This is a genomic window from Flavobacterium sp. TAB 87 (genome assembly GCF_001529295.1).
In the GTDB taxonomy this organism is placed as follows: Bacteria; Bacteroidota; Bacteroidia; order Flavobacteriales; family Flavobacteriaceae; genus Flavobacterium.
Map to the genome: position 1 here is coordinate 85795 of NZ_LLWK01000034.1, position 20259 is coordinate 106053.

Here is a 20259-nt window from a genome sequence, read left to right on the forward strand (position 1 = left end):
ATTACTTCTGAAATTCAGTAAATACGTTGTGTATTTTTATACCATATGTATTACAGATTTTCAGGAATCATTTCTACTTCCTCCGCGGCGTACAAATAACGCTCTTTGCTGTCATCTAGTTCATCCATCCATTCGGTGTGGTGTTGCGCGGCCATTGTTCCGGTGACTACACTTTGATAGGTCTTATCTCTATACGTTAAAATATCATCCTCTTTGTCTTGCAACCATTCCTTGAACATTTCTCCTACTTTATCAACATTAAAAGGTGGATAATCTGATAGTGAAAGCAGCTCTTTAATGTAATCGGACTGAAAATCGACATTTTCTAAACTATTTTGCAACTGATTGTTTCTATCCAACCACTTGTCAATATCAACTCTTCTCTCCCCTTCTATTGGAAGCGTCAATCTATTCATCATAAAATCTCTAGCAACCCAAGCTTGCGCGTCAAACATATTAAAAGTATAATATTGATCTTGCATTCCCAAATATATCAATTGAGGCAATGCATTAAAAAATATTCCTTTGTATAAATGATCTGGAAATAAGTTGTTTTTAGTTTTTAAGCGAAGTTCATCTGGTAAAAAAGGAAACTTATGTTGGTACCCCGTACACATAATTACAGCATCAAAATTTTCGGTTGTACCATCTTTAAAGAAAGCAGTTTCGCCGTCAAAATGCGTGACCATAGGAAGTTCTTTAATTCCTTCAGGCCATTCGATCCCAATCGGATTACTTCGGTAACTCAAGGTAACCGATTTTGCTCCGTGCTTGTAACATTGAACCCCAATATCTTCAGCCGAATAACTGCTACCAATCAATAAAATATTTCGGTCTTTAAACTGATCTGCACCTCTAAAATCATGTGCGTGCATTACTGTTCCTGGAAAATTTTCAATTCCTTTAAAGTACGGCATGTTTGGAGTAGAAAAATGTCCAGAAGCCACTACTAAAAAGTCTAATTCTTCGGTATAGGTCTTGTCGATTTTTAAATCGTCGAGCACTACTGAGAATTTTTTAGTTTCTTCACTAAAACTAACCCAACGCACGGTGGTGTCAAAGCGTATGTAATCTCTAGCATTACTTTTTTTAATACGTCCTTGTATATAATCAAATAAAACAGGTCTTGGCGGATAGGACGAAATTGGCTTTTTAAAATGCTCATCAAACGAATAGTCCGAAAACTCTAAACATTCTTTAGGACCATTCGACCAAAGGTATTTGTACATGCTTCCGTGAAGTGGTTCGCCATATTTACCGACACCCGTTCTCCACGAATAATTCCACATTCCTCCCCAATTGTCTTGTTTCTCAAAACAAATAATCTCTGGCATCGCATATCCTTGTTCTTTTAACGCTTCGAACGCTCGAATTTGCGCTAAACCACTCGGTCCCGCACCGATTATACCGATACGTTTGTCTTTCATAGAATTTTTGTTCATAGATTTTTTTTTAGATTACAGAATTATATGACTTTTGAAAAAAAAGTCAGCATTCAAAAAATTAGTAGTCGCTTGTGAAAAATTGTTGCAAGATGCAACTGAAAGAGTGTATTACTCTAAAGTGAAATGAATGGATAGAATATCAATTACTAAAAATTTTCACTATTGTATTTTATAAATAAGCATTATTGCTAAAATACGACATGTATTGCGTATTTCCAAATTATTAACGCTATACGTACTGAGATACGCGGCTAAAATCATTATTACAGCTTATTTTACTGCAGAAATCGCATAAAAGACGACAATAGTACAAATTGCTATAAAAACAAATTGTGCTCAATGATACATTATTGTTAATGGTGTAATAACCAAAAAAAAAGCTCAATTCCTTGGAATTGAGCTTTCACAAATACATTTACATAAAATAATAAACTAATTTTTCTCTACATTGAATACCGCAAAGTTGATAATATCCGGTTCCCCAACTGATTTATCAATTAGTAGTCGAAGCTTTTTTGTTAGAACAGGTCTATCAGCTAGAAAAATATACTTATTCCCTATAGCCGTACCGCTATTGATTGTTTGCCATTTCCCATTCTCGAATATTTGAATGCTGAAGGCTCGTACACGATGTCCTAAAGCAATATTTTCCTGAATTACAATTTGATTGATTGTTGTCTCCTTGGAAAGTTTTAATTCAATGCTCTTTCCTTTTCCTTTGGTCACAGCTAGTGGTGAATCGAATCTTTTTTTAATTTCAGCACCCCATTCCTTTAAACGTTGCACATCCTCTTTTGGCATTAGTCCAGTATTATCAGGTGTTAATCCCATAATTAAAGTAGCATTTCTCCCCACTGATTTATAATAAATATCCATTAATTCTTCTAAGGGATAGATACTATTTTCATCTCCAGGCTCCCAAAACCATTCGTGTCTGCCATTAGAACCGCGCAAAGGAGCGTCGGCCATCGCTGGTACCCAATATTTCCCGTCTGGGTCTCCACCTTTTAGTACTGAAAAACCATTTTTAGAAATTCCGGGTATCGCACTTTCGCCAGAGCCTGTATAATTGTACGGAAATGTAGACCAGCAAGGGTAGTTTACAGTACCACTTTCTGAACCGCCCCAACGCGCTTCGGCCAATTGGTCGTTGTGATAAAACAAACAATCCGGCTGGTATTTTTTTACGATTGGTAACACATCTGGTGCTCCCTTATCTGGACTACTCGCACCGCCATCAAACCATATTTCGAATAGAGGTCCGTAATTGGTACAAATTTCTTTGACCATTCCTTCTACCATATTATTGTAATAGGCCTGTCTTTTTTTCTGCATTTCTTCGCTCGGATCGCCATCTACTACAAAATCATGCACACCAAAAAATGAATTCCAACGAATGCCTAAATAAACACCTGGCTTAATATCGTGCTTGCGACAAGCGTCTGTAAAATCTTTAAAGAGATCCGCTTTTCCTTCTTTAAATTTCAAACTTTTCATCGAATACGGATTCACATCAGACTGAAACAAAGCGAAACCCGTTTCATGAGTAACGGTTAGAATAGCAAATTTTGCACCTGCAGCTTTTGCAGAAATTACCCATTGTTCTACATCTAATTTTTGCGGATTGAAGATATTATAATCAGCAACTGGAGTAATTCTGTTGATTCCTTGATTGTATTTTGAAGTATCAAATACATGTAAATCATAATGAAAAACAACGCCAAGCTCGGCTTTCTGCCAAGCCAATTGCTGTTTGTTAGGTATAGGCAAACTTGTTACTTGTCCGTTTACCGAAAACACACACATTGAAATTATACTCCATGTTAGTTTTAAATATTTTATTTTTATTGTCTTCATTATTTAATGTGTTTTTTAGATTGAAATAAATCAGTTTCCTCTAAATTTTTCCAATCCGCTTCTTGCGCTGATTTCCATTTTAGGTTTATCGTTGCTGTTACTTCTGAATTCTTAAGTACATAAACTGAAATTGGATGATACCCTGCTTTCAAAAAAACAGCTGAAGTCAATTCTGTACCTGCTTGATAACCGAAATCAGCATCAAAAAGAATCGCTTGGTGCAAACGAACAAAGGCTTTACTTGAGCTATTCATTGAAAAATTGTATTTGCCATCGGTGGGAATTTTCACGAAAGTGGTATACAAAAACATTCCTTTTCTATTGGTTTGCTCGTTATTCCCGATTGATTTTGTGATTTTTTGTTGTTTGGCTTTTAATTCTTTTTCAGAAACTACATAAGGAAAATCGTCTTCAAAAAATTGCTCTACTACTCCAGGGAAAAGTTTGCTTGAAACTACCGTTGCAGGAATCAAAGCAGTATCATACGGGCGAGGAGCTTCAACGTCTGCGTATCTTAGTTGTAAAACTGAAGCCTTCATTTGTTGTTGCATTTTTTCGAAACCAGGCTTTGATGCTAAATTATTTATTTCGCGGGGATCTTTTAAAACATCATAAATTTCGAAATCATCATCTGCCGATTTAATATCAAAACGAACGCCTTTATAGTTTCCCATTCGTATCAATTGCATCTGTCCTCGTTTTTTATTTCGGTGCGAAAGATCAAATTCTTTAAAATCAGGAGTTCTACCTTCGCCTTCATATTCTACATAAACCAGACTTTCTTTTTGTTTGCCGTTAGCTGTTAATGACGGTAATAAAGAAACTCCATCCGTTCTTGCAGGAGCCGGAACTCCCGCTATATCCGAAAAAGTAGCCATCCAATCCGACAACATCGACGGCATTGTAAGTACCTTTCCTGCGGCAATATGTTTGGGCCAATTGACCAAAACTGGCATGCGAACACCGCCTTCTAAAACATCTCTTTTGATGCCTTCAAAAGTTCCATTACTAGCAAAAAATGTAGGTTCGAACTTAACATATGTAGCTGGAAGATACGATTCGATCGAAGCGCCATTATCAGATGAAAAAACTACTATTGTATTTTCATCAATTTTTAAATCCTTCAATAATTGTAATATATCGCCCACTCCATCGTCAATACGACGATTCGCGGTTGCATAACGCTTGTAGGTATCCGGCCAGGCCACTTCTGTAGTTGCAGGATTATTGTCATTATCATATGTCGCATTAGCATATTCAGGATAGACAAAACTATCTGGAATACCCGACGCAGTATTAATCATTTGCCCTTTTTGTCCCGTCCATTGCACACCACCATTTAATCCCAGACCGCTTGGATAGGCTAGAGTTGGAAGCTCTAAAACGGCATGTGGCGCATCATAAGCGAGATACATAAAGAAAGGCTTGTCAGCATCTTTTCCTTTTTCGTGCGCTACAATTTGCTTTTTGGCAACAGCCGTCCACAAATCAGTGGTGTAACATTTAGCCAGTTCATCCGCTATATTTACGTAATTATCATAAACCTCTTTTTTACCACCGTATAATCCTTCGTACGGATAATGCTCGTGACCATCCATATGTCGCATGTATCCAAAATAAGAATCAAATCCTCTTTTTAAAGGATGTGCTGGCCAATTGGGAGCTACTTTCTCATCTGTTCCTTGCAATCCCCATTTTCCGACCGCCATAGTTTGGTAACCGGCTTGCTTTAATACGGTACCCAAGGTATGATTGTCTTCGAGTGCTTTATCAAATTGATTGTCTCTTACATGTGCATTTCCTTGATTTACACCAGTTAATAAAGAACCTCTAGAAGGCGCACAAACTGGTGCATTGCAATATTGCTGCGTAAAAATAGCTCCCGTCGCAGCCATTTGGTCTAAATAGGGAGTGATCTGATACGGTTTGGATCGATCGTTACTTTTCATGCGTTGCTTTTGAAAAAACGCACCGACATCACCATATCCCATATCATCAACTAGAATGTAAATAATATTAGGACGCTTGTTTTGCGCAGTTCCCTGTAAAGAATTGAAGATTAAAAATATTGTTATAAAAAAATAACATGTGATCAATTTAGTATTCATTTTTTGTTTTTTTTTAGAATGTTATTTGGTACACCACAACAACGATACAAACAACCTTTTTTTATTTTTTATTTCTTTTGAAATTCCAAAATTACATAATTAGTAATTGTTAAATTGAAAACCTCAATCCTTTGGGACTGAGGTTTTTTATTCTTACTTTTTAATTACTTTTTTGCTTGTAATATGACCGTTACGATCTTCTACTTTTATTAAGTACACCCCAGGAGCGAGCGCATTACTCGCTATTTCGATATATCGTTTATTATTTGTATCATCTTGGCTGTAAACCTCTTGTCCTACAACGTTATAAATTTTTACTGAGTTAATACCCTGAGCACTGTCGATCTGTAAAATATTCTGAAAAGGATTCGGATACAACTTGACTTCAGTTGAACTATTCTCTTCATCTGACATTGATTTTTCCTTTTTTGAACTAATTCCTAAAGTTTGACCAGTTACATTTATGAAAAAATCATAAGCTGTGGCAATGGTATTAGAGCCACAAGCTGTAGGCAAATCGACCCAAGAATCTCGCATTCTAAATCTCATCCTTTTTATACCAGGAATGGTTCCAGCTGGTATTGTTATAGATCTCACGATATTTTGCAAAACCGAGCGATTATTTTGTGCCGATCCTCCAAGAGTAAATAATTGCTCACCAGAATCATTAAAATCACCATCTCCATTTAAGTCAATCCAACCTATTAGCCTTGCATGTAGTTCTCCAGAAGCTGGTATATTATTTTGCATCGTGAACGAGAAAGAACTACCTGAAGCAACACTTACAAGTGAAGCACTGTGTTCACCATGACCGTCTCCTAATGATGTAGGGTATGTACCGTTGGAATATGAAATATTTTCTACACCACCAGAAGTAGAAAAACTTTTAATGTAATATTCTTTTCTAGTACTACTTTCGTTGCCAAATTTTGCATTGTTTGCCTCACAGTGTGAGCTATTTGTCACTGCTGTTAGACTAACGCTGGTCTTATAAATATTTATTTTTTGAGTGTTGTTTTCAAACACTGTCATACCTGTTCTATTGGCTAATTGTATATCAAACTTTTTATTGTTTTTTAACACTGGATCTGTCAACCAAATTCCAATTTTATAATTAGAAGCAGTTACAATGTTTGCTGGAAGTGTCATTGTTCCAGAAATAGTATGTGTTAAAATAGTATGATTGGCATCTCCTGGAGTATAAGGCTGCCAAGTTGAAGAATTGGCTGAAGATAAAGAAGTTGCAATTACATTATTAGCAGCGTCCAACAACACAACATTCACTTCCCTTGGATTATGTAATGATGAAAAACCATAATTCTGAATGTCTACTGAATAATTTAAAATATTTCCATTTTGGGTTAACGACTGATTGGCTGCACTGACATAAAGCCTGTATCCTAAATGATCTCTTATAAATTCATAAGCTGTTCTATTGACAGAGCTGCCAACGTTATTTTTAAAATAGCTTGGATGATAAGGTATCTTTAAAGCATCAAGATTTTCTTGACTTAATAAAAATCTTTTCCAATAGGCATTGTTCGCATTGTAGCCATGAGCCAAACTAAAGCTGGTGTAATGATGATCTGTAAGTTGTTTTAAAACTTCATAAACGTCAAAAAGTTCACTTACTTGCCAAATACAATCACTATTAGATTTACAGTCACGAGACCAACCTGGCTCTCCATCAATCAGTAAATTATAAGATTTATCTTTTACTAAATTGTATGTGTCGCTACCATAGTATCCCGAAGAGGTCGACGAATATGTTTTGCTGTCACCAAAAAAATCGTTGTGAAAACCAATTCTTGCATCTTTGATTGCGGTTGAAACTATTGCTGTGCTAATTGCATTACGATCACCTGCAGTTCTCATTTGAGTTTGTCTATCGGCGGGTAAAACTTCCAATAATTTGGCTACTAGGTTATTTTTATCAGTTTGATTGTACGCATTTCCAAAAGAATGCCATTCTCCCCAGGCACCAATAAGTCCCATTTGTAATGTATGAATTACTCCAATATTTGCTTGAACCAAAGGCTTCAACTGATCTAAATGTCCTAAAATTCGGGATGTACTGGGAATTATATTGGTGTAAGGTGCTTCGGCCTCTGGTGCTTGATAAACAAAACGCAGTACCATTTTATACCCTTTATTTTTAAAAGCATCAAAACATTTTTGAACTGCATCTAAGGCAACTTGAGGAAGAGGTCCATCTTTATATTGTGACAAATAAATGTACCATTGCGATAGTCTAACATGTCCGTCTGTAGCGTCCATTTGGTTCTCGATATCTGTAAGTACAGTATTAACATCATATTTTATTGCAAGTCCCCAAGGATCATTTAGATCAGGCGCTTGAACAATTTGCTCGAATCTAAAACCTCTTTCTGGATTGCTCAATAAAGTTTCTTTTGATACGAAACTTTCATCTAGCGGACTTAAACTAGACAATTGTGTGATTGTAAAATCATCAAAAAAAGCGGTACCTGAAGAAGTTGTTTGAAAAAAAACAGTTGCATCTTGCGGAAAGACTCCAGTAGTGAATGGTACAGATAATTCTTGATACGAAGTACTAGAAGTGCTAGCAACTAATGATGATGATAAAATACCACCTGTAAAGTTTTTAATTCCAACAGTAACAGCATTGCTAGTACCAACCTTTGCCCAAGCTTTTAAAAGGTAGCTCGTACCTGCTTTTAATTTTAAATTATTCTGATTTACAGTAGCAGCTTCTCCTGCTATTTTTGCTGCAAATGCACCACTATGAACTTCAGAAGAAACCGCAGTAGTTGTGATCGATTCTGTCGGAGTGCTTCCTCCATTTGAAACAATTACCTTGAAATCAAAGGTTGATGATTTTTCACTAAAATTACAAGGCACTGGCACACCTGCCCATGCATCTTCAAAGCGAATACGCAAACGACTCGCTCCTAAAGTTGCTAAAGCTGGCACCGTAATATTTTTACTAATAGTAACCGTCGAGGCAATATTATCAGTTGATGCATTTCCTAGAAAAAATAATTCTTCTCCACTATCTAAAAAATCACCATCTCCGTTCCAATCTATCCAAGCTTTTATGCGACTGTAGCGAGTGGAGTTAGTATTAGTAATGTTTAACGTAAAAGTTGAATTAGGAGCAACCAAAAGTGTTTGATCACTATACTGATTGTAACCATTAATAGGATAAGATGACGCTGAATAACTGGTAATGTTGCTCACTGCTCCTGTTGTACTCAAACTAGAAATCCACCTATTTGCTCCAGGATCTGCTCCTTTTGAATCACAATAAGATTGTTTACCATTGGACAACCAATTTTGTAAGGTGCCATCCTCAAAACCTCCGTTTGCAATATTTGTTTTTATTGCAATTGGTAATTTTTCTAAAGCAAAATCATCTCCGTAAACACTGTAGGTTTGGTTTGTATAAAAATAGACTTTAGCAGAGGTAGCAGATGCTCCAGTTGTAAATTCAAGTTCCAAAAATTGATAACCAGCAATACTATTATCAATGGTACTATCTCCAGTTGTTGGTGTAAGATAATTTTTGACACCTAGTCGTGCTTTATTAGAGCCTGTTGTATATACCCAAGCAGAAAATCGGTAGATCGTGTTAGGTGTTAATCCAGAAACCAACTGTTCTATAGATGCTGCTGTTCCCGTTAACTTAACGGCTTTAGGCTTTGAACTAGAGTGTTCGGTTTCCCACACTCCCGCATTACCGGTTGCGATCCACGGTGCTAAAATAAATGAGGAGTCTCCTCCTGTATCAAAGCTAGAGTTACTTATAAGATTCTGTGCTTTACCAATATGACTGTACAGAAATATTGTTAAAATGAGTAAAATTTTTGGTTTCATAATTCTTGGTTTAGTTAATTAGTCTTTCAAAATATGGTAATTTGTTTAATTCTGTTTGTATAATTATTATTTTTCCTCCTTTGTAAATTTTACCTGCAGAATCCTTCCAGTTTCCTTTTGGCAATTCAATGGCTCTCTTTATTGTGTTTTTTTGCAAAATTGGCGCAACCAGTACGTTATCTCCCAGCATAAATTGATTGTTTAGTTTTTCAAAACCTTGATTTGGAAATTCATACTCCATAGTTCGAACAATTGGTTTGCCCGTCTCTGCTGCTTCCTTAGCCAATAGCATAATGTAGTTTGTAAATTTTTTACGAAGCGCTACAGCTTCCTTCACTGCGTCAAGATGTTTTTTATCTAAAATTCGCCATGGTGCTACAGAAAACTGCATCATTGGCATTAATGCATGAATTTGTGCTGATCGAACAATAAGTTCTTGATCGATAGTTTGTGTATTTAAGAAAGAAGAAAACTCTCCGCCACCAATCATATCAGGGCAAGAGAACGCATAGCCTAATAATCCTTGACCAGTAATATTAGGAATGAGCGTTTGAAGATCTGCCCAATTATGTGCTTTATCACTTAATCGCTGGGCTAATGCTTTTCCTGCCATTTTCCACATGGCACGATATTCATTCAGCGGATAATCCAAACCAATCTTTCCAAATAATTCTGATTGTTCATTAGGAGTAGTTCCTGGAATATGACTTAGTAAATTATCTGGATAAAAATAAAAATCACCGGCATCTAACTTAAATCCATCGACACCATACTTTTTGATTAACGTATTTAATTCTCCTTTAAACCATTTTTCTGCCGCTGGATTTGATAAATCAAGTACCGCACTTGCACCATTCCACCAGTAAATCATAGCAGGTTGACCAGAATCAATCCAAGGAGCAGCTGCTACATTGGCATCTTTAGCATTTTTTAAGAACAGCTCTTTCTTAGCCAAATCACGATATACATCAGAATCTGGACTTACAAAAGGACAGACCCAAAGCATTACTTTAAAACCAAGATCGTGCAACTCTTTCATCATGGCAGTCGGATTTGGGAAACGTCCTGTATGAAAATCCCATTTTCCATAATTTTCTTGCCAGTTGTCGTCTATCATTAAAACGCCAGGAGGAAATCCATTATCAATAATGGAGTGTGCGTACTTTAATATATCTTCTTGGTTTTGATTGTACATCAACTCAATCCAGGTATTGTATTGTGGTGCCGAAAAAAGCATTTCATGTGGCATTTTTCCATCAGCCACAAAGTAATTCGACGAAGCAAAATCAAAGGCTTCTTTTAATGAATTACCCGCTTTATTTTGTAAAATTTCACCTTTGGCATCTTCTATCGCAATCGCATTCTTTAAAAAAGTAAATTGAAATGGCTGCTCAGACCAAATCACACGTCCTTTATTGGATAGCAATAAAGGTTGCACTTGATTTCCTTTGTTGTTACCGTACATATTGTACGAAAAACCTTCTTGGTACGGCATCGAATAACCATCATTAACAGCTCCACCCCACCAAAGCTCATTAGGTAGAAAGGCAATAGTTACTGTTTCTTTTTTATTTTCGTTACGGTCTTTATTGGTAAGAGAACTCAATGCTACGGAATTAGTTTGTGCGATTAACAGTAAAGGCATTAGCACTATAATAAAAATGTTTAGTCGTTTCATCTATTGATTTATTTTGATTTTATATTTTTAATAAATTGATCAAAGAAGAATTAAAAAGTAGTATCTATTTAATTTCTAATCTTTTTACAAGTGTCCATTGATTATTCAACGGACTATCTTGAATGGATAGTTTTATTCCAGGTTTTCCTGTTGTTGCATCAATAATTGCAACTGCAAATTGATAGTCACCTTTCGGTACAGATTTGGGAATACTAAGATTTAAATCTGGATAACTGTATGTTTCACCTTTTAGCCATTTTCCTGGATTCGCAATCGGATCTACTACATTGTAAACAACTTGTCCTGTTTTTGGATTTATTAACCCGAATGCCACTTTGTATTTATTATTCCAGTTTGGATGATTGTTAGGAAGAACCCCGACTCCAAAATTTTTCCAAAAATGATTAATGACTAAATTTCGATTATTTTGGGCAACGGTAACTGATTCTGGATAAAGTCTGTACCCACCATATGTAATAAATTCTTGTACCTTATTAGGTAGTTTTTCTATCCAAGTTTTAGTTTCAAAAGGTGTTCTTAAATCGAATGTATTGGATCTACAAGCGATTGCATCATCTACTGCTACAGAAAGCGCATCGTTCCAAGTCTTCATTCTTGGAAATCTTTTATCGTCAAAAAATGCTTTTTTGGTTTGATAAGTAGTGTCTTTATCTCTGGCACCAAACCAGTAACAACCTTCCCCAATAAATGCTTTTGCAGGAAAAAGTTCTTTCATGTATCCTCTTTCCCTCTCATCGTACCAATGACTACCTACACCATCACGACGTGGTAAAAAACCTAATTTATCAAAAACAGCTGATTTACTGATGTGCCAATCATTTCGAGAAAGATTATAGACTGTTACTATCTTTTTAAAATTTCGAGCATAATCGCCTGTTACTTTTTCAATTACCCTTTTATAGTTTTTTTGATCTTTTAAAGTTACACCATGGCCTTCTCCCCAACGGCCCAATCCATAGGCATCAATGTAATCGACTCTCGCAGGATTGTCATATTCCTTTGCGAATGCTTTGATGAAATTTTCTAGTTTGGAAAGAAAAATTGGATCATCATAATAAGGTTGTTTGTCATCTTTAAGACTCAATGGTGCGTCCAATGTTGATTTACTACCTGCTTGATAAACCCAGTCTGGCGTTCCATTATCAAAAAAGATTCGAAATGCTAATTTAAGTCCTCTGTCCTCCGCCTTTTTAATGTATTCCTGATATGATTTATTAAATTTCCAAGCATACTTTCCTTCTTCAGGCTCCATAACCTTCCAAAGCACGAGGATGTACAAAATATTTGCATATTTTTCTGCGTTGACTTCATCCATTTCTTCCCAAAAAATAACAGGATCATAATTTTTTGATTCTGGCTCAAATGAGGCACCTTCTTCATAAAGCATCCATCCCATAGCGGGATTTCGAAGATGTGATATTGAATCTAATTTAAAAGTTTTGTTGAATTTGAATGATGTTCCCTCTTGTCCAATTGCGTTTAGAAATCCGCACACAGCAAGCACTAAAGTAATGTGAATTCTCATTATTTGAAAGTTTTAAAAAAGTATATAAAAATAAAGAGTGTGACATTTAAACTTCACACTCTTTATCACAACTAACATTATTATTATTTCATTTAATAACCTGGGTTTTGTTTTAAATTTCCTTTGTATTCATTAATATATCCAACTGGAATCGGGAAAACAAATTTGTTAGGATCGGCATTGAATTTTTTATAACCTCCACCATTAGTTACTCTTTGATACCTGATTAAGTCCATTCGTCTTGTACCTTCACAATACATTTCATGACCACGTTCCATTAAGATTGCATCACGTAGTTGTGATTTAGTCAATCCCAGTACAGGTTGTAACCCTGATCGAACTCTGATAGCATTTAAGAATGAAAATGCTGTTGTACCACCATCACTATTTACAATTTGATTGCTATTTGATATTTGTGAAATTCCTGGTGCACCCACAGTAGCAGTCTCTCCAAGTTCATTAAGGATTTCTGCCATTGACAAGATTACTTCCGCATAGCGGTAAACTATAAAATCGTGTTCTTGAAAATTACCTACTTGCGTATCATCTGTATCGTATTTAACAGGAATAGCTCCGTCTCCAACACCATGACGATTGTCATTTGGGTGTGCTCTATCAATTAAAAGTCCGCTATCTGTCGTATATGATGCTGCGATCGTCGATAAACGCTGATCGTCAGCTTCATAAGTATCGTAAAATGACCAAAGTAATTTATAACCACCCCAAGATCCTGCTCCACGATTTAATTCGCTTGGATAATTATTTGGTAAAGATTCCGAATGCCACATGTTGACATTGAAAGAGTAATCGGAAGGCGTAGCAAAAATGATTTCTTTGTTTTTTTGGTTGCTTTTTTTAAATACACCGCTGTACGTAGATTGAAGCTCGTAAGACCCTGAAGTGATAATAGCTTCAGCACTTGTTTTCGCTTTCTTCCAAAAAGCAGCATCTCCAGTTCTTGCACCTTCCAACATGTATAAACGCATCAAAATAAAATTGGCTATACCTTTGTTCATTCTTCCAAAATTGTTACCAAAATCGGGAGCTTGTAACCTGTCTTTGTTTACCAATAACGATTCGATTATTTGTACAAATGCTTCGTTAGATGGACGCTCAGGATATTCTTGTTTTCCTGGATTTGCTAACATTTCATCTGTCGGATACGGTACTGGACCATACAAATCGTATAAAATAGCTGCTTTCCATGCTCCTACTGCATTTGCTTCTGCTTGCAATTGCTCTTTTACTTCTTGAGAAACTGTTGTCATTTGTCCAATTTGATTGGCAACAATACGAGCATTACTAATATGATTGTAGTAATGAAAGAAATTATTGGTTGCATATCCATTATTCTCTGTCCATTCTTGGTTTTTAAGAAAATCCCAAGGTTGTGCTCCATAAGAACACATCATCATATCACCCGCAGAAATATCAGATATCACTTGAACCGAATTTATACTTTGAACAAAAAACCCAGGATCCCAATCGCCAACTTTAGTGATTGAGTTGTAATATAAAGCAGCAATAGCTAAACGAGCATCTTTTTCTGTCTTATAAAAATTTTCAGGTGTAATTTTGTTGAACTCTTCTTTCTCAAGAGTACAAGACTGCATTACAAAAAGAAATATCAAAATTGGTATAAACTTGACTTTCATACTACTATTTTTTAAGGTTCTTAAAGATCTTCCGACTTTAATTTCGAGATTACATATTATATTCTTCATGGCTCTTTATTTTTAAAATTGAATTTGAAGTCCCAATGAAAAAGTACGTTGGTTTGGATAAGCAGCTACATAACTATCAGTCTCTGGATCCATACCTGAATACGGCGTAAATAAAAATGGATTAAGTACGTTACCGTATATTCTCAATTTATTTACTTTTAATTTATCTAAAGTTCCACTAGGCAAAGTATAACCTAAAGAGATTGTTCTAACACGTATAAACCATGCTTTTTCTAAGAAAAAATCGCCACTTCCGTTTTTTGCATAATTTTGAAGTGCAGAAACACCAGATCCTTCTTGATTGTCACTATTCCAACGGTCTTTTGTCTCTTCTAAAAGATTGGTTCCTATAGACACGATACCATAGACATTAGGTCCACCTAATGAAGTTTTCGTTTCATTGACCTTCCATCTGTTAAATACACCATAGGTATCTATTGATAAATCAAAATTCTTGTATTTAAATGTATTACTAAAACCAAGTGTATATGGTGTATTAACACCAACTTTTACTAAATCGGCAGCATCAATTTTACCATCAGAAACACCAGAGTACTGAGGTTGACCATTTTCATTTACTACTCTATTACCAGATGCGTCTAATAAAAATCCATTAGTATCGTTAATTTTTACAGTTCCAGGAATGTTATTTAATGGATCTGTACTACCTGGTTGAACCAAGCCATCAGATTTATAAGCCCATATTTCACCTATAAATTGTTTTTGTGATTCATTGATTCCTAATACATAACTAGGATCTCGTTTTAACCATCTGTCTCTATAATAAGTATACGTTATTAAAGAATTCCAACTAAAGTCCTTACTAACAATATTCTTTGTATTAAGAGTTACTTCAGTACCATAGGTTTGTTTTTCGGCATCTAGGTTGTAAAATATTTTATTTACAGGATTAGAACTAATTAAGTTGCGTTCTCCAAGTATGCGGCTAACAACACGATTAAAATAATCTACAGATCCGACAATTCTATTATTCAACAGAGAGAAATCTACACCAGCGTTCACGTCCACTTGTTTTTCCCATTTTAAACCTGGGTTTCCTAATCCCGCTAATCTCACTCCAGAAATAACCGAACCACCCCACATTGTATTTGCTCCAGGAGCATACCAATCAGTAAAAGCAGAACCAATGTTATCATTTCCAGTTTCTCCATAACCAATTCGTAATTTTAATTGGCTTAGCCATCCTTCTGTATTTTTCATAAAATCTTCTCTTGAAACATCCCAACCAACAGATATTCCTGGAAAAAATCCGTATTGTGATTCAGGCGAGAAATTCGCCGATCCATCTACTCTAAAGTTTGCCGCTATAAAATACTTGTAATCAAAATCATAGCTCAGCTGTGAGAAATAAGACGTTGTTTCACTAGAACCTCCGTTAGAATAAACGGTAGGACGATTCGCACCTAAAGCTAAGTTATTCCAAAGTACTCCATCATATGGAAAATTGGTCGCAGTAATACCCATTCCTTCCCACTTATATTTCATATATTCTGTACCTAACAATCCGGAAATGTGGTGTTTCTCATTAATTGTTTTCGTGTAATTTGCCAAAAACTGAAACTGATAGTTGGAAGCCATATTCTCTCCCCTGTCTGCACGACCATTGTAGCTTTTTCCTGCAATTGTAGAGGTGGGCAAATATCCATAACTTCTACCCTGCGTTCTATCAAAACCAACTTGCGTTTTTACAAATAAGTCTGGCAAAATATCGTATTTTAAATGTGCTGTATTTAAGAATCGCTCAACTTTAGTTTCGTTCGTTATATCAAGATAAGATACTGGATTTGGAAAGTTAGATTGTCTAGTATTTGTTTGAAACTCTCCATTTTCATTTCGCACTGGTAAAGTTGGATCAAACTGTAAGGCACTTAATAAAATTCCGCTGTTCTCATATAAACCACCGTTTCCAATTTGTACATTATCAGAGTTAATTTGACTAAAAGTGAGATTGATTCCTCCGCTGAGTTTCTCACCAAAGTTTTGGTTTATATTAATACGACCGTTATACTTACTTAAATTATTATTTTTTATAATTCCCTTTTGATCGTATGCACTAAATGAAGAGAAAAAACGTGTGTTTTTACTGTTTCCACTTATAGAAAGATTAAGGTCTTGAACAGCACCAACTCTCGTAACTTGATCCACAAAATCAGTTCCTCTACGCGTTCCATCTCTAAATTCAGCAATTATGCCATCATTATAATATGGAATATATGTTCCTGGAGCTGACCAGTTTCCGCCTTTAGGGACAGTGCTGTAAACACCATCTCTACTTTCGTACAACCATTGTTCTTTTTTTACTCGGTTGGTTTCAGTCATATAATCTACCGCGTTTAGCATAGTAGGAATTTCATAAAATTTTTGCTGACCTGAACTAATATTCAAATCAACACTATAGCCTTTTTCACCGTATTTTTTGCCTTGTTTTGTAGTTATAAGTATTACCCCTCCCGCAGCTTTAGAACCATAAATAGCAGTAGCAGAAGCATCTTTCAAAATATCAATCGACTCAATATCCGAAGGATTTAATGTTCCTAATACCGCATCAATTGATCCAGTTCCAAAAGTTCCAGCAGAAGCAGGACTAAAGTCTGATGTTGGCATACCATCAATTACAATTAAAGGAGAACGACCTGTAGCAGAACCACGTATTTGAAAGGTAATATTTCCGCCTGGTTGTGCCGAATTCAAATTAACGTTTAGTCCAGCTGCTTTACCACTTAATGCCTGAGAAATAGACGAAACAGGAATATCTGCAGTACCAGACAAATTCACTGATGAAACAGCAGAAGTAATACTTCTTTTTGATTTTGTAGCATATCCAACAACTACAACTTCGTTCATCTGTTGAGCCTCAGAAATTAAAGTGATCTTAATATTTTTAGCATCTTTTATTTGAATTTCTTGATTGACAAAACCCATATAAGAAAAAATTAAAGTCTGTCCTTTTGTAGCATCAATTACGAAATTTCCATCAAAATCGGTAACTACTCCATCTTGAGATCCTTTCTTAATAACATTAACTCCTGGAAGGGGCAATCCTTGCTCGTCAAGTACTGTACCTGTTATTTTTTCAAAAGCAATGCTACTTTTATTCTCAATTTTTAGATGTGTTACACTTTTCGTCTCCGTAGTACGTAAAGAATATTTTTCTAAAAGTGAACCTTCGTCGCTAGTACCAGCATACGATGAACTGACGATCAGAGACCCCAGAACAATTTGAAGGAACACGATCTTTTTAGTATTAAAAATCGTTTTACTATTATTTTTTTTAACCATGGTTAGTTTGTTTGTTAGTTCATGACTATTTTAAAATAAGTTACTATCTGTTGACAGCAACTTTTCAGTAGGAGAACGTTGGATAAACGCTTTCTTTTTTTTTGCTGCTTTTTTAAAACTTTTTTTCCTTTTTCATATTTTATTGGTTTGGTTACTAATTAATCTCGGTAGTCTTAAATTTTAAAATGATAATAATTTCAAAAATAGAAGTCATTTTTTAAAAACTAGACCAAACCCAACCAGTTTTTATTAATAATTATATAATTAAAAAAAGATATAAGTGCGATAAATGTATTTAAATTGATAAAAATCAGTATTAACTTTCGCAAACGATGTATTGAAATTAATTAGCATAGCGAAAAATTATAGTATTAATTAAAGATAGTTTGACTCTAGAAAAAAGTATTTGATATTCATCTTATTATGAAATAATGCATCATAAATTATTCTTTAAAGCAAAAATGAATACTCTAATCCGTAACGTTTAAAGCTAATCTCTTTCATCAAAAACGAAAAATTACTACAAAAAAAGCGTCTTTATTTTTGATTTTTATCGCAAATTATTCAATGATTATGTAGTACTAGAAATATAAAACACATTAGAGATCGTAGTAATAGAATTACTGCATAAGTTGAAAATTTATAATACAAGAGATTCCTCTTAGTTAGTCGAGCGTTGCATTATTATTTTATATGCATAAGTAATTTTTATTTCAACAAAAAACTTTATTTATTATGTTGATCCTTAGAAATATTGTAATTCTGAAATTTTAATTTATAATTATATAATAAATTAAATAAATAAATAATTGTTGCAAAGCACATAGGTTTTTTCTTATAATTTAATAACTAGTAGGTACTGATATGTTTTAAGGCTAAACTTTTATATTTTTGAGAAGGCCAAATTTGCATTATAATCTAAAACAAGATTTACAGACTGATTGACCATCATCACAATCAAAAAATTTACGCTAATGAAAAATATCAAAAAATATTTACTCCTATTCATGACTATCACGAGCACTATTTACTGTAATGCTCAGATAATTCCAGCTCCCGAGCATCTAGTATTAGTAGCGGGAACTTTTTCTTTTGATACCAAAGTCGGTATGAGCACTAAAGGTTTAACTAAGACTGACGGCGCTAAGTTAGTCTCCTATTTAAGTAGTAAAATCCAATCTCAAACAGCTGTTGTTATTTCTTCAAGAAAAGAAAGAACGAAAAATATTTATCTCGAACTGCTAACAAAACAGAACGCAAATTTGGGAGAAGAAGGCTATTTTTTAAGTATTTCATCGACAGAAATTAGTATTTCAGCCAATTCTGTCGCAGGTTTATTTTACGGTGGACAAACACTATTACAGTACATCGTGGCCAACAATAGCCAAACTCCAATTCAACTTCCTAATATAGATATTACTGATAAACCAAATATCGCATGGCGTGGAATGGTTATGGACGTAAGCAGACATTTTTATAATGTCAACACTATTAAAGAGTTGTTGGATTTAATGGCCTATTATAAATTAAATGTATTTCATTGGCATTTAGCTGATAACGAAGGTTGGCGATTAGAAATAAAAAAGTATCCAAAATTAACAGAAGTTGGTGCTTGGCGTACTGAAATTCCAGGCAGTATTTTCTATAAAAAAGATTCTACTTACACGCAAAAATTAGATGGCGAACCCTATCAATATGGTGGCTTCTATACGCAATCACAAATAAAAGAAGTGGTGGCTTATGCAAAAGATCGAAATATTACAGTACTACCAGAAATTGATATTCCAGGACATTCTGGTGCCGCTTTGACTGCTTATCCTGAGTTCTCTTGCGAAAAGCACCAACAAGAATCTCCTAATTCTACTTTATGGAATGGAGTCGTAAAACCAGAAAACATCAATTTAAATTATTGTGCGGGCCAAGAGTCAACTTTTAAATTTTTAGAGGACGTATTCACAGAAGTAATAGAATTATTTCCATCAAAATACATTCATATTGGTGGCGATGAGGTCGATAAATCGTACTGGAAAAAATGCCCTAGATGCCAGCAGACAATAAAAGAGCATGGCTTAAAAGACGAAGATGAGCTGCAAAGTTATTTTATCAAACGGATGGCAAAATTTTTAGAAAGGAATGACCGCCAAATTATTGGTTGGGATGAGATTCTAGAAGGTGGAGCGCCTGCAAACGCAACAATTATGTCGTGGCGCGGTAAAAAAGGTGGAATTGAGGCGGCAAAATTAAAACAACAAGTAATCATGGCGCCAAATAATCCTTTATATTTTAATCGTGTACAAGAGGAACCAAAAAATGAGCCCTTTGGCGAAATATATAGCACTAATACTTTAGAAAAAGTATACAATTATCCGCTTATTCCTTCCGAACTTTCTACCGACGAAGCAAAATACATCATCGGTGGGCAATTTGCCATCTGGACTGAATTTATTTCTTCGACCGAACATTTAAAATATATGTTACTGCCCAGAATGCCTGCATTTGCCGAAAATTTATGGTCTACTCCAAGAAATAAAAATTTTGATCGTTTTATCGAACGTTTAAATCAAGCTCACTACGACCACTGGAAAGCCAATGGAATCCGATTTCATCCTAAGTATTATAAAAAATCCGTTTACTAGAATTAAATAGCAAGTCTGTAAATGTAGTCGGGCCTTTTAAGAGATTTAATGCATAGAACAGCCAGTGCTCCAAAAGTGCTGGCTTTTCAGTTTTTAAGAAATTCTTTAGA

Annotated in this window: 9 protein-coding genes; 1 reads left to right on the plus strand and 8 read right to left on the minus strand. The window is 35.0% G+C overall.

The genetic code is table 11. The features are described 5' to 3' along the window. Positions 1-50 precede the first annotated feature (50 nt). The 8 genes from AP058_RS06060 to AP058_RS06095 form a co-directional block, all read right to left on the minus strand. The gene (locus AP058_RS06060; RefSeq protein WP_066308282.1) at positions 51-1427 is read right to left on the minus strand and encodes an NAD(P)/FAD-dependent oxidoreductase; all 1377 of its coding nucleotides are present in this window, start codon (positions 1425-1427) and stop codon (positions 51-53) included. Positions 1428-1877: 450 nt separating this feature from the next. Beyond that, entirely contained in the window at positions 1878-3302 is a 1425-nt protein-coding gene (locus AP058_RS06065; RefSeq protein ID WP_066307889.1) for an alpha-L-fucosidase, read from the minus strand. Continuing rightward, positions 3302-5410, minus strand: coding sequence for an arylsulfatase (locus tag AP058_RS06070; protein WP_066307892.1), 2109 nt, complete (start codon positions 5408-5410; stop codon positions 3302-3304). Before AP058_RS06070 ends, AP058_RS06065 begins: the two co-directional genes overlap by 1 nt. Before the next feature lie 153 nt (positions 5411-5563). Next, positions 5564-9265: a DUF4874 domain-containing protein gene (locus AP058_RS06075; RefSeq protein WP_066307894.1), complete on the minus strand. Its 3702-nt coding sequence runs from the start codon at positions 9263-9265 to the stop codon at positions 5564-5566. Positions 9266-9275: 10 nt separating this feature from the next. Beyond that, positions 9276-10943: a glycoside hydrolase family 31 protein gene (locus AP058_RS06080; protein ID WP_082706594.1), complete on the minus strand. Its 1668-nt coding sequence runs from the start codon at positions 10941-10943 to the stop codon at positions 9276-9278. Between the two features lie 64 nt (positions 10944-11007). Beyond that, positions 11008-12489, minus strand: a complete 1482-nt coding sequence (locus AP058_RS06085; RefSeq protein ID WP_157492633.1) for a hypothetical protein — start codon at positions 12487-12489, stop codon at positions 11008-11010. Between the two features lie 92 nt (positions 12490-12581). Beyond that, entirely contained in the window at positions 12582-14213 is a 1632-nt protein-coding gene (locus AP058_RS06090; RefSeq protein ID WP_082706595.1) for a RagB/SusD family nutrient uptake outer membrane protein, read from the minus strand. A 12-nt stretch (positions 14214-14225) separates the two neighbouring features. Further along, a complete protein-coding gene (locus AP058_RS06095) occupies positions 14226-17513 on the minus strand; it encodes a TonB-dependent receptor (protein WP_066307899.1) in 3288 nt (1095 codons plus the stop codon). 974 nt (positions 17514-18487) lie between these two features. On the opposite strand from AP058_RS06095, the gene AP058_RS06100 reads away from it, so the two are divergent. Next, entirely contained in the window at positions 18488-20149 is a 1662-nt protein-coding gene (locus AP058_RS06100; protein ID WP_197413386.1) for a beta-N-acetylhexosaminidase, read from the plus strand. The last annotated feature ends 110 nt before the right edge of the window (positions 20150-20259 follow it).